Below are 12,216 nucleotides of genomic sequence, written 5' to 3' on the forward strand. Positions count from 1 at the left end.
CGCCCTGGCGAGGTGGGGTGCGCCGCCCGCTTCAGCCCTTGCTGGCCTTGGCAGACTTGTCCGCCTTCGCGCCCTTGTCGGTTTTGGTCGGTTTAGCTGCCTTGGCCGGCGCCACCGCCACCGCTGGTGCCGGCGCCGGCGCTGGCGCCGCGGCAGGCACCACGCCCGACCAGCCCGGCAGATAACGCGCGTCGGGATCGTGTGCGTGCGATAGCGCGTCGGCGAGCGCCGCGTCGAATTCCTTGCGCACGCGCGTTTCGGATACCTTACGGCGCAGATAGTCGGCCCACAGGAATTCGCTGAACGGCGTCGTGTCCTTCGCGTAGCCGCCCGACGTGCGCAACTCGCCTGCGAGGCTGCGATACGGATCGTCGGCAAGACCGAGGAGCTGCTTCGGCAACTGGTCGAATTCGCAGCGCTCGCCTGCGGCATCGAACGGATGCACCCACTGGTTGTGCTCCATCATGCGCCAGAAGATGGTGGGCTCGAGCCACGAGAGATCCTTGAGGACGGTCACCCGCACGCTCTCCACCGATTCTTCGAGCCACGCGCGGCCAAGGTGATGATGATCGACCACGTAGTAGCGCGACTTCGGCCCGAGCACGGCCGGAAACCAGTGCGAGTCAATGGCCGCCGCGCGGCCTTTCTTGTCGAGCGTTTGCCAGTGCGCGCGCTTGGCGTTCACCTCCCGAAAGCCCACCGTGATCTGCGTGGGACGCAGCTCGTCGAGCTTCACGGTGATGAGATGGAGATCGGTGTTCGGAAGGTTCATGGGGGCCTCCTTTTTTCGTGTCGGTCAGTGTCAGTTGGTGTCGGTGTCGACCGCGCAACGATACAGCCGAATGGCGATGCATGCCGCATCAATCGAACGGGCACCGCGCGCCCCGTGCGCAGGGTCAACCCTGAGGGCGCTGGGCACGTTGGATGCGCGCTTTTTTCACTTCGCCTATAAATGCTCCGAGGGACAGACGACGCCGGCCACGACGCGCGTCGCGCTCCCACGCCACTGTCGGTTGCACGTCTTTTCCGGCTCGATCAACGGCAATTCCACGGCACAAGCGAGGGCATTTTGGATCTCGAAACCATCCGCGTATTCATCATGACCCGGGGCATCGACTTCGGGACCAAGGTCCTGGCGGCGATCGTCCTGTGGGTCATCGGACGCTGGGCCATCAACCTCGTCGCCGGTGTGCTGCGCAAGGTGCTCGCGCGCAACGAGCGCGTCGATCCCACGCTCGCGCACTACCTCAGTTCGATCCTAGCCGCCGTCTTGAACCTGCTGCTGGTCCTCGCGATCCTCCAGGTGTTCGGCGTGCAGACCACCTCGTTCGCGGCGCTCCTCGCCGGTCTCGGCCTCGCCATCGGTACGGCGTGGGGCGGGCTGCTCGCGCATTTCGCGGCGGGCGTGTTCATGCAGGTGCTGCGCCCGTTCAAGGTGGGTGACTTCGTGACTGCCGGGGGCGTGACGGGCACCGTGAAGGAACTCGGCATCTTCGGCACGACCATCATCTCGCCGGACAACGTGGTCAATATCGTCGGCAATAACAAGATCTTCTCGGACACCATCTCGAACTACAGCGCGACGCCCGTGCGACGCGTGGAGCTGACCGCGAAGATCGCCAACGGCGTCGATCCTGTCGATGCCGCCAACCGCCTGCGCGCGGCCATCGCGAAAATTCCGAACGTCGCGCAGGAGCCGGCGCCCGACGTCGAGATTCTCTCGTTCACGCCCGAAGGCCCGCTGCTGGCCGTGCGTCCCTACACCAGCAACGACTCCTACTGGCAGGTGTATTTCGACACCAACCGCACGATTGTCGAGACTTTCAAGGACGCGGGCTATCCGACGCCCGAAACGCCCTCGATCATTCGCCGCGTGGGCACCTAGCGCGCCGCGTTCGACACGAGCGCCAAAACAAAACGGCATCGCCTTCGCAGGCGATGCCGTTTTTCATTGCGTTGCGGCCTGGAGGCGCCAGTGGCTCAACCGCCGTTGGGCTTGCGCACAGCGCCGCCGCGCGAGTCCTTGCGCAGCATCTTCCACACGCCGCCGATCAGGATCGGCACGATCGCCGCGCCGATGCCGACGAGCACGATCACGTTGAGGTACTGGCGAATGAACGGAATGTTGCCGAAGAAGTAGCCGAGCAGCACGAGCAGCAACACCCAGAACAGCGCGCCCGTGACCGTGAAAAACTGAAAGCGTCGCATTGGCATTTGCGAGACGCCCGCCACGAACGGCGCGAACGTGCGCACGACAGGGATGAAGCGCGCGAGCACGATGGTCTTGCCGCCATGGCGCTCGTAGAACTCGTGCGTTTTCTGCAGCGCGGCGCGGTCGAGGAAGCGTTCGAGCACAGGAATGTGCGTATTGAACACCTTCGGCCCGATGGCGCGCCCAATCAGAAAGTTCACCGTATTGCCGAGAACCGCCGCGACGAGCAGCAGCACGATCAGCACGCCGAGATTCATTTCATGCGTCGCGGCAAACGCGCCGCCGATGAAGAGCAGCGAGTCGCCGGGCAGGAACGGCAGCACCACGAGGCCGGTTTCGCAGAACACGATCAGGAACAGCACCGCGTAGACCCAGCCGCCGTATTGCTGGATGAAAACACCGAGAAACTTGTCGATGTGCAAGACAAGGTTGACGAACTGCAGAAGCGTATCCAAAAGTGTCCCTTTTTGATCGTGGGCCGTGCGCCTGAAAAAGCGCGTTCGCCCGGCGTTGCGCGAGAAGCCAAATTGACCGCGCCATGATACCGAAAGTGCCCGGGCGTCACGAAAGAATCCCGCTAATTTCGGTGAATTCGCGCACAAAGCGCGGCTAGATGCGGGTTTCGCGAGCGCCAAAGCGCGTCGGGTCCGCAAGCGCCAACTCGCTATAATTGCGCCCATGTCTTCGAATTCCGAACCCACCGGCGCCGTGCCGGATTCCGCCAGCGCCATCGACACGGCAAGCGCGGCCAGCGCCGCCGTCGCATCGCGCGCCGCGCAGCCCGCGCGCGCGATCCAGGCGCTGCCTGATCAGCTCATCAGCCAGATCGCTGCCGGTGAAGTGGTCGAGCGGCCCGCCTCCGTCGTCAAGGAACTGCTCGAAAACGCACTCGACGCGGGTGCGAGCACGCTGCGCATCCTGCTCGACGAGGGCGGCGTGAAGCGCATTTCCATCGCCGACGACGGCTGCGGCATTCCCGAAGCCGAACTCCCGCTCGCGCTCATGCGCCACGCCACGAGCAAGATCCGCTCGCTTGCCGAACTGGAGAGCGTCGCGACGCTCGGGTTCCGGGGCGAAGCGCTGGCGTCGATCGCCTCGGTCGCCGAGATGTCAATTACGAGCCGCAGCGCCGACGCGCCGCACGCCGTGAAGATCGAGGGGCACACCGGCGCGATCTCGCCGGCTGCGGGCGGCCAGGGCACGACCATCGAAGTGCGCGAGCTGTACTTCAACACGCCCGCGCGCCGCAAGTTCCTGAAGAGCGAGCAGACCGAACTGGGCCATTGCCTCGAGATGATCCGCCGCAGCGCGCTCGCGCGCCCGGACGTCGCGATCTCGGTGCTGCACAACGGCCGCGCGGTCGAGCACTGGAACGCGAGCGATCCGGCCACCCGCGTCTCGAAGATCCTCGGCGAAGTGTTCGCCACGGCGCATCTGCCGCTCGACGAGCGCGCCGGGCCGCTCGCCGTCTACGGTTGCGCGGGCCTGCCTACGGCGAGCCGTAACCGCGCCGACCAGCAATACTTCTTCGTGAACGGCCGCTTCGTGCGCGACAAGCTGCTCACGCACGCGGTGCGCTCGGCTTATGAGGACGTGCTGCACGGCGACCGCTACCCGTCGTACGTGCTGTTCCTCGACCTGCCACCCGAAGCCGTCGACGTGAACGTGCATCCCTCGAAGATCGAAGTACGCTTCCGCGATTCGCGCTCGATTCACCAGTTCGTGTTTCATGCCGTGCAGCGCGCGCTCGCGCGCCACGCGGGCGCCTCTCCCGAGACGACCTCGGGCGGCCATGCCGCCGCGCTCATCGAACCGCGGGCGTTGCCGGGCGCCGGGGTGCTGGGCGGCTCGGTCGGCCTGGCTTCGGGCGCGACCGACTCCCCGCGCGCAGGTGCAGCGCCCAGTGCAGCGGGCGGCTTCGGCGCCGACGGCAAGTTTGGCACCGCGAGCGTGGCAAGCAGCTTCGGCGGCGGCGCGGGTGGCTTGCCTTCGCGCGCATCGGGCTTCGGCCAGGCAAGCGGCGGCGGTGCAGGTGCGGGCAGCGGCAATACCTGGCTGCGCCAGTCGCGCATGACGCAAGGCAGTCTGCCTGTCGCGCAGCCGCTCGCCCTGTATGACGCGTTGTTCGGCCGCAAGGATGTCGGCGCCGGCACGGCGCAAGGTTCGACCGTGCTGCAGGCGCAAGACGGCGCAGCCGACGCGTTCACCGCCAGCGCGCCGCATGCCGCCTTCGAAGCCGGCGAGGACCACCCGCTCGGCTTCGCGCTCGGCCAGGTCCACGGCATCTACGTGCTCGCGCAGAACGCACGCGGCCTCGTGATCGTCGACATGCACGCCGCCCACGAGCGCATCCTCTACGAGCAGTTCAAGCAGGCGCTCGCCGAACGCTCGCTCGCCGTGCAGCCCCTGCTGATCCCGATCTCGATGACGGCCGATCCCGTCGAAACCGGCACCGTCGAAGAAGAAAAGGCCACGCTCGAAGCGCTGGGCTTCGATCTCGCCGTCCTCTCGCCGACCTCGATTGCGATCCGCGCGGTGCCCGCGCTCCTCAAGGACGCCGATCTCCAGGCGCTCGCGCGCGCCGTGCTCGCCGATCTGCACGAGTACGGCGGCTCGCGCGTGCTCACCGAGCGCCAGCACGAGATGCTCGGCACGCTCGCCTGCCATCACGCGGTGCGCGCGAACCGGCGTCTTACGCTCGACGAAATGAACGCGCTCCTGCGCCGGATGGAAGCCACCGAGCGCGCCGATCAGTGCAACCACGGCCGGCCGACCTGGTACCAGCTCACGCTCGCCGATCTCGATCGGCTCTTCATGCGCGGTCAATGACGCAGTCCACGAAACAAGCCGACGCAGCGCTGCCCGTCGCGTGCCTGCTCGGCCCAACGGCCTCGGGCAAGACGGCGGCCGCGCTTGCGTATGCCGCGCAGTCGGCGGCGCGCGGGCGCACGGTCGAGATCGTGAGCGTGGATTCGGCGCTCGTGTATCGCGAGATGGACATCGGCACGGCGAAGCCGAGCGCAGCGGAGCTTGCAGCCGCCCCGCATCATCTGATCGATATCGTCGATCCTCTGGATGCCTATTCCGCCGCCGACTTTCGCGCCGACGCACTGCGCGTGACGGGCGAGATCGTCGCGCGCGGGAACGTGCCGCTGCTCGTGGGCGGGACGATGCTCTACTACAAGGCGCTCACGCAAGGCCTGAACGACCTGCCATCGGCCGATCCGGCCGTGCGCGCGCAACTCGACGCCGAAGCCGCACGCGACGGCTGGCCCGCCATGCACGCCCGCCTCGCGCAGGTCGATCCGGCCACGGCTGCACGCCTCGCCCCGAACGACTCGCAGCGCATCCAGCGTGCGCTCGAAATCTTCATGCTGAGCGGGCAGCCGATGTCGGTGCTGCTCGCCACGCCGTCCACGCGCGAGGATGAAGCCACGCGCTACCGCTTCGTGCCCGTCGCGCTCGAGCCGTCCGATCGCAGCGTGCTGCACGCGCGCATCGAAGCGCGTTTCGACGCGATGCTCGCGGGCGGTCTCATCGACGAGGTGAAGGCGCTGCGTGCGCGCGGCGACCTGAACCCCAACCTGCCATCCATGCGCTGCGTGGGCTATCGCCAGGTTTGGGAATACCTCGACGGTGAGGTCGATTACGACACCATGCGCGACAAGGGCGTGTTCGCCACGCGCCAGCTCTGCAAGCGCCAGCTCACGTGGCTGCGCGCCATGCCGGAGCGCATCGTCGTGGATTGCTGCGCGCAGGATGCGAGCGCACAGGCCGTCGCGGCAGTCGCGCAGATCGCCGGCTGAGGCCCCCGACTCTCCCCTTTCTGCTCCCGGGCGCTTTGTGCGCCACAACATCCCCGCTTTGCCCGCAGGCGGCGCACGCCCGTGCGCTGCACGCGCGCCCTCGCCCGCCGCAGCGCGCCACCGAAAACCGCCCTCGCCCGCTTGACTTTCGATCGACCGGATACGATCATTCGTTCATCACTAGAGCAATTGCTCAGGCTTGAGCCGACCGGCCGCTTTGAGTAAGGAGACACCGAATGAACACCGAACGCAGCAATGCGAACGTGATCCTGCACATCGGCGCCGGGTCGTTTCACCGGGCGCATCAGGCGTGGTACCTGCATCGCGTGAACCTCGCGCGCAAGCCCGACGAAGCCGCATGGTCGCTCACCGTCGGCAACATCCGCTCCGACATGAACGCCGTGATGGACGCGCTGGCCGCGCAGAATGGCGTCTACACGCTCGAAACAGTCACGCCGCAGGGCGAGCGCGCTTACGAGACGATCCGCTCGATTACGCGCGTGCTGCCGTGGTCCGCCGATCTCGCGAGCCTGATCGATGCAGGCGCCGACGCGAACTGCAAGATCATCGCGTTCACGGTGACCGAAGGCGGCTACTACCTCGACGAGCACGACCGCCTCGACACCGCGAACCCCGACCTCGCCGCCGACCTCAAGGGCGGCCGCACGACGATTTACGGCGCACTCGCCGCGATCCTGGAAGCACGCATGGCACGTGACGGCGGCCCCGTCACCCTGCAGACCTGCGACAACCTGCGCAGCAACGGCAAGCGCTTTCACGCGGGCATGCGCGAGTTCCTCGCGCTGCGCGGCGCAACGGATCTGCGCGACTGGTTCGACGCCAACACGGCGTGCCCCGACTCCATGGTCGACCGCATCACGCCGCGTCCGACGCCCGACGTGCGCGAGCGCGTGAAAGCGGCAACTGGTATGGACGACGCCTGTCCGGTAATGGGCGAGGCGTTCATCCAGTGGGTGATCGAGGATCACTTCTGCGCGGGGCGGCCCGCCTGGGAGCGCGCAGGTGCGGAAATGGTCGAATCGGTGATGCCCTACGAGGAAGCGAAGATCCGCATCCTCAATGCCACCCACAGCTGCATTGCGTGGGCGGGCACGCTCGTCGCCCTCGACTTCATCCACGAAGGCACCAACGACGCCGACATTCGCACCTTCGCGCGCGAGTACGTGAGCGAGGACGTGATTCCCTGCCTCACGCCCAGCCCGCTCGATCTCGCGAAGTATCGCGACGTCGTGCTCGAACGCTTCAGCAATCCGTACATCCAGGACACGAACCAGCGCGTGGCCGCCGACGGCTACTCGAAGATCCCCGGCTTCATCGCGCCCACGCTCGCGCAACGCATCGCCGCAGGCGCGACGCCCGCCGCCACGGCCATGCTGCCCGCGCTCTTCCTGCGCTTTCTGGAACGCTGGCACAAGGGCACGCTGCCCTACCGCTACCAGGACGGCGTGATGGACGAAGCGGCTGTGCACCGCATGTTCGAAAGCGGCGACCCGGTCTCGACGTTCCTCGGCGACAAGCTGCTGTGGGGCGGCCTCGCCGGCAACCCGACCTTGGGCGGCGCGGTGCGCGGCGCGCTCACGCGCGTGGATCAGTGGCTCGCCTCACGCGGCTGCAGCGTTTGAAAAAAGACCGCAACGCAATCCGCAATACCCGCGCCACGCGCGCCCTCCGGGTCGGCGCGCATGGCGTCGCGCCCGGCGCGCGGCTAAAGTAGCGCAACTCTCTTCACGACTTCAGCGCGCCTATGTATCTCGGCATCGACCTCGGCACCTCCGAAGTGAAAGTCCTGCTGCTCGCGCCCGACGGCCGCGTGGTCGGCACTGCCGGCACGCCCTTCGTCGTCTCGCGCCCCCACCCGCGCTGGTCCGAGCAGAATCCCGCCGACTGGTGGGACGGCACGCGCCGCGCGCTCGCCGCGCTGCGCGAGGCGCATCCGCATGAATTCGCGCAGGTGCGCGGCATCGGCCTCTCCGGGCAGATGCACGGCGCCGTGCTGCTCGACGCGCACGACAACGTATTGCGCCCCGCGATCCTCTGGAACGACATGCGCGCGGTGGACGAATGCGCCGAACTGACCGCACGTGCGCCGCAGCTGCATCGCATTGCGGGCAATCTCGCCATGCCGGGCTTCACTGCACCCAAGCTGCTGTGGGTCGCGCGCCACGAGCCGCAGATCTTTCGCGAAACGGCCTGTGTGCTGCTGCCGAAGGACTATTTGCGCCTGCAACTCACCGGCGGCAAGGTCTCCGATCCGTCGGATGCCGCGGGCACGCTCTGGCTCGACGTGGCCAAACGCGACTGGTCCGACGCGCTGCTCGACGCCTGCAACATGACGCGCGCGCAAATGCCCGCGCTCGCCGAAGGCAGCGCACCCTCCGGCACGCTCCTGCCCGCGCTCGCGCGCGAATTCGGCTTGCGCGAGGACGTGGTCGTCGCAGCGGGCGGCGGCGACAATGCGACGAGCGCCATCGGCATCGGCGCCACGCAGCCCGGCGACGGCTTCGTCTCGCTCGGCACCTCGGGTGTGCTCTGCGTGGTGGGCGACCGTTTCCGGCCGAACCCCGCTTCCGCCGTGCATGCGTTCTGTCACGCGATTCCGGACCGCTGGCATCAGATGAGCGTCGTGCTTTCGGCGGCGAGCTGCCTGCGCTGGGTCTGCAAGCTCACGGGCACGAACGAGCCCACGCTGCTCGCCGAAGTCGAGCAGCTCAATGCGCAAACCCTCGCCGAAGCCCCGCTCTTCCTGCCGTATCTCTCGGGCGAGCGCACGCCGCACAACGACCCGTATGCGCAGGGCGTGTTCTTCGGCATGACGCACGCGACCGACCGCGCGCTGCTCGGCTACGCCGTGCTCGAAGGCGTGACGCTCGCGCTCACCGACGGACTCGACGCGCTCGCCGCGGCCGGCACCGAAGTGGGCGCGCTGTCGATGCTGGGTGGCGGCGCGCGCAGCGGCTACTGGGCGCAACTCGTTGCGGACGCATTCAACACGCCGACGCGCCAGCACGGCGGCGGCGAGACGGGCGCGGCGCTCGGCGCGGCACGCCTTGGCTGGCTCGCGGCGGGCGGCAACGCGCGCGACGTGCTGACCAAGCCGCCCGTGGTGGCCGAATACGCGCCCAACGCCGCGCGCCACGCGGCGCTGCGCGAGCGCCTCACTGCCTACCGCGCGCTGTACCGCCATGTCCGCCCGCTCTTCGAGCCCTCGCGCGAACGCCTCGCGTAACGCGTGCAGTACACTTCGGCCCCGCATCCCCCCGACCACCACCGTGCCCAAGTCCACCGAAAAACTCGATCTCGCGACCCGCGCCGCCTGGCTCTACTATGTGGCCGGCAACACCCAGAACGAAATCGCCGAGAAGCTGCAGGTGTCGCGCCCGGTCGCGCAGCGCCTCGTCGCGTTCGCGGTCGAGAAGAACCTCATTCGCGTGCGCGTCGATCATCGGCTCGCCGACTGCCTCGCGCTCGCCGATGCGCTTTCGAAGCGCTACGGCCTCTCGGTCTGCGAAGTGGTGCCCGTGGACAACGACACGCCCGAGGAAATCGACCGCAAGCTCGCGGTCGCCGGCGCGCAGGTCATGGAGCGCTACCTCACCGAAGAGCGGCCGATGGTAGTGGCCGTGAGCAGCGGACGTACGCTCAAGGCCGCCGTCGATCAGATCGCGCAACTGGAGCGGCCGCAGCATCGGCTGGTTTCGATGGTGGGCGCGATCGCCCAGGACGGTTCGTCGAACCGCTACGACGTCGCGCTGCATATCTCCGAGAAGACGGGCGGCAAGCACTTTCTGCTGCCCGCGCCGCTCATCGCGGATAACGAGGCCGAGCGCGCGCAATGGTGCAATCACCGGCTCTATCGCATCGTCGAATCGCTGTCGAGCGAGGCCGATGTCGCGTTCGTCGGTATCGGCAACATCGGCGAGCATTGCCCGCTGCATGAGGACGGCTTCATCACCTCCGACGAAGTGCGCGAACTGATGGACCAGGGCGCCATCGCCGAAATGCTCGGCCTGCCGATCGACGCCGCCGGCAAGCGCGTCGACTCACCGACGGGCCGCCGCGTGACGAGCGTGTACCTCGATTCGCCGCCACGCCGCCCGACCATCGGCTTCGCCGGTGGCGCGCGCAAGCGCGAAGCGGTGATCGCGGCGCTCAACGGCGGCTGGCTCTCCGGGCTCGTCACCGACGAGCTGTGTGCGCGCGCCGCGATCGAACGCTGACTCCAAAAAAAAGCCCGCTCGAAGCGGGCTAACAAAGGCAACCTCAGGTACCTCGCCACACAAGACACCGCCTCACCCTCCTCCGAGGCGGTGCGTCCGGCAAGCCAGTGAATTCACGCAGCGAGTTGCTGCGCGAAACGACGCTCGAACGCCAGGCCGTTCGCGTCGAAGAGATGGCAATGGTCGGGGGTCGATCCCACCTTGAACGCCTCGCCGCGTTCGTGCCGCTCCAGCGGCGGAATGCGCGCGATCAGGCCATCGGGCGCGACCGGGCATTCGGCATAAAGATAGGCGGCGTCGCCGAGCGACTCGACCGTCATCGCCTTCGCGCTCACGCCTTCCGCGTCCGTCATGATGTGCAGGTGCTCGGGGCGGATGCCCACGGTCACCTTGTCGCCCTCGCGCGCCTTGCCCGGCTCGACGCCCACCTTCTGCGTATCGCCCGTTTCGTAGCGCACGACGATGCCGTCGCTGCCGATCTGCTGCACCGTGCCGTCGAGGAAGTTCATCTTCGGCGAGCCGATGAAGCCCGCGACGAAGCGATTCGCCGGCGCGTGATACAGACGGTTCGGACTACCGACCTGTTCGACATTGCCCGCCGAGAGCACGACGATCTTGTCGGCAAGCGTCATCGCTTCGACCTGATCGTGCGTCACGTAGATCATCGTCGTCTTGAGTTCGTCGTGCAGGCGCGCAAATTCGAGGCGCATCTTCACGCGCAGCGCGGCGTCGAGGTTCGAGAGCGGTTCGTCGAACAGGAACACCTTCGGCTTGCGCGTGATCGCACGCCCGATCGCCACCCGCTGGCGCTGGCCGCCCGAGAGCTGCTTGGGCTTGCGGTCAAGCAGATGGTCGATGTGCAGGATCTTCGCGGCGTTCTTCACGGCAGCGTCGATTTCGGGCTTCTTCGCGCCCGCGAGCTTGAGGCCAAACGCCATGTTGTCGTAGAGCGTCATGTGCGGATACAGCGCGTACGACTGGAACACCATCGCAATGCCGCGCTTGGCCGGCGGCACGTCGTTCATGCGCGTGCCGTCGATCATCAGGTCGCCGCCGCTGATGTCCTCCAGCCCCGCGATCATCCGCATGAGCGTGGTCTTGCCGCAGCCGCTCGGGCCCACGAACACGACGAACTCGCCGTCGCCGATGTCGAGGTTCACGTCGCGCAGCACTTCGTTGTCGTCGTAGCGCTTCAGTACGTCTCTGAGGATCACGCTTGCCATGATGTGTCTCCGTTTCTGCTTAAGTCTGCTCAATTCTGCCTAAGCCGGTTCAGTACGAACGCGTTTGCGCCTGGTTCATCCATTGCGCCACCCGCGCGGGCAGCGTCGTCATGTCGTCGAAGATTTCGATTGCGCCCGCTTCGCGCAACTCGTGCGCGTGCGCGTCGCCACCTACGTGCGTGCCGCCCACGAAGCCGAGCACCGTCATGCCGGCCGCGCGCGCCGCGCTTACGCCCGTCACGCTGTCCTCGACCACGAGGCACGCGGCGGGCGGAACGTCCATGCCCTGCGCCGCCGCGAGATAGACGTCGGGCGCCGGCTTGGGCCGGGCGACGATATCGGCGCAGTACACGCGCGCGCCGAAGAAGCGATCGAGTCCATTGCGCGCCAGCACCTCGCGCACCACCGCCGTGTAGCTGTTGCTTGCGCACGCCTTGGTGAGCGCTACGGCTTCCAGTGCCGCCACGACGCCCGGAAATAGCGGCGCCTCGCGCGCTTCGGCCTCGGCCACGGTGCGAATCGCATCGACGTCCGCGGCGGTGAGGCTGCGCCCGAGTGCATCGCCCGCGCCGCCCAGCACGCGCTCGATACGCTGGCCGAGGAGCGGCATGACGACAGGCGCCGCGTCCACGCCGGGCCAGCGCGCTTCGAGTTCGCGCACCAGCACGCGGGCCGCCACGGCTTCGCTGTCGATCAGCACGCCGTCGCAATCGCAGATCAGGGCTTGAATGGGCATC

9 protein-coding genes and 1 pseudogene are annotated in these 12,216 nt (G+C 67.5%); 6 read left to right on the forward strand and 4 right to left on the reverse strand.

The window, feature by feature from the left end:
- Positions 1 to 151: 151 nt before the first annotated feature.
- A pseudogene (locus E1N52_RS11075) lies at positions 152 to 772 on the reverse strand (ParB-like protein); the annotation flags it as partial.
- Between the two features lie 297 nt (positions 773 to 1,069).
- Between E1N52_RS11075 and E1N52_RS11080 the strand changes: the two are divergent.
- Positions 1,070 to 1,885 carry a mechanosensitive ion channel family protein gene (locus E1N52_RS11080; protein ID WP_133182738.1) on the forward strand — a complete coding sequence of 272 codons (816 nt, stop codon included), beginning with the start codon at positions 1,070 to 1,072 and terminating at the stop codon, positions 1,883 to 1,885.
- Positions 1,886 to 1,980: 95 nt separating this feature from the next.
- On the opposite strand, the gene E1N52_RS11085 is transcribed toward E1N52_RS11080, so the two are convergent.
- On the reverse strand, positions 1,981 to 2,667 hold the full coding sequence (locus tag E1N52_RS11085) for a DedA family protein (RefSeq protein ID WP_133182740.1): 687 nt from the start codon (positions 2,665 to 2,667) through the stop codon (positions 1,981 to 1,983).
- A gap of 223 nt (positions 2,668 to 2,890) precedes the next feature.
- Between E1N52_RS11085 and mutL the strand changes: the two genes are divergently transcribed.
- The 5 genes from mutL to E1N52_RS11110 all read left to right on the forward strand — a co-directional run bounded on the left by mutL (position 2,891) and on the right by E1N52_RS11110 (position 10,256).
- Positions 2,891 to 5,041, forward strand: a complete 2,151-nt coding sequence (mutL, locus tag E1N52_RS11090) for a DNA mismatch repair endonuclease MutL (RefSeq protein WP_133182742.1) — start codon at positions 2,891 to 2,893, stop codon at positions 5,039 to 5,041.
- Positions 5,038 to 6,018, forward strand: coding sequence for a tRNA (adenosine(37)-N6)-dimethylallyltransferase MiaA (gene miaA / locus E1N52_RS11095; protein ID WP_133182744.1), 981 nt, complete (start codon positions 5,038 to 5,040; stop codon positions 6,016 to 6,018). The genes mutL and miaA overlap by 4 nt, the downstream gene beginning before the upstream one ends.
- Before the next feature lie 236 nt (positions 6,019 to 6,254).
- Positions 6,255 to 7,661 (forward strand): D-arabinitol 4-dehydrogenase, encoded by a 1,407-nt coding sequence (dalD, locus tag E1N52_RS11100; RefSeq protein WP_133182746.1) that lies wholly within the window; start codon positions 6,255 to 6,257, stop codon positions 7,659 to 7,661.
- A 122-nt stretch (positions 7,662 to 7,783) separates the two neighbouring features.
- Positions 7,784 to 9,265 (forward strand): xylulokinase, encoded by a 1,482-nt coding sequence (xylB, locus tag E1N52_RS11105; RefSeq protein WP_133182748.1) that lies wholly within the window; start codon positions 7,784 to 7,786, stop codon positions 9,263 to 9,265.
- Positions 9,266 to 9,308: 43 nt separating this feature from the next.
- The gene (locus E1N52_RS11110) at positions 9,309 to 10,256 is read left to right on the forward strand and encodes a sugar-binding transcriptional regulator (RefSeq protein WP_133182750.1); all 948 of its coding nucleotides are present in this window, start codon (positions 9,309 to 9,311) and stop codon (positions 10,254 to 10,256) included.
- A 113-nt stretch (positions 10,257 to 10,369) separates the two neighbouring features.
- On the opposite strand, the gene E1N52_RS11115 is transcribed toward E1N52_RS11110, so the two are convergent.
- The gene (locus tag E1N52_RS11115; RefSeq protein ID WP_133182752.1) at positions 10,370 to 11,479 is read right to left on the reverse strand and encodes an ABC transporter ATP-binding protein; all 1,110 of its coding nucleotides are present in this window, start codon (positions 11,477 to 11,479) and stop codon (positions 10,370 to 10,372) included.
- Between the two features lie 49 nt (positions 11,480 to 11,528).
- Positions 11,529 to 12,215, reverse strand: coding sequence for an HAD family hydrolase (locus E1N52_RS11120; protein ID WP_246089027.1), 687 nt, complete (start codon positions 12,213 to 12,215; stop codon positions 11,529 to 11,531).
- Position 12,216 lies beyond the last annotated feature (1 nt).

It is taken from the genome of Paraburkholderia guartelaensis (genome assembly GCF_004353905.1).
Lineage (GTDB): Bacteria > Pseudomonadota > Gammaproteobacteria > Burkholderiales > Burkholderiaceae > Paraburkholderia > Paraburkholderia guartelaensis.